This window comes from Acinetobacter sp. ATCC 27244, assembly GCF_000156555.1.
Lineage (GTDB): Bacteria > Pseudomonadota > Gammaproteobacteria > Pseudomonadales > Moraxellaceae > Acinetobacter > Acinetobacter haemolyticus.
In genome coordinates this window covers 1-378 of the sequence record NZ_GG666008.1, presented here as the reverse complement: position 1 = coordinate 378, position 378 = coordinate 1, and the positions used below count along the sequence as shown (strand labels likewise).

Annotated in this window: 1 pseudogene; it reads right to left on the bottom strand. The window is 33.1% G+C overall.

Annotated features, from left to right (window positions below):
• Positions 1–48 precede the first annotated feature (48 nt).
• Positions 49–378 (bottom strand): annotated as a pseudogene (locus tag HMPREF0023_RS16000) (TetR/AcrR family transcriptional regulator); the annotation flags it as partial.

Sequence of the window (378 nt, the reverse complement as noted above, 5' to 3'; positions counted from 1 at the left end):
TTAAATTCACCGGTTTTTTTAAGATTAATCAGTAATTAAAATATGGCTTTAAGCCGCCTCTAAATTTATCAACCGTTCAATATAATACCAACACTCTTCTATTTCAGAATGATCCTTATTTACTTTGGCATAGGCCGTCATACCATCCAATATATTAATATACATAGCAGTCAAAACGTGGGGTTGAAATACTTTCGCTTTTTCAAACAAATCCTCAACCAGCCCCATTAACCATTCTCTATACTCCACAATCGGACGAATAATAGATGGATATTGTTGCAATATTTCCAAAGATGCTTTTTGAAACATACAACCATGGAAATCATCCGAATTAAACCATGATAGATGCCAAAAATAGACAGCTTTAATCTTACCTAA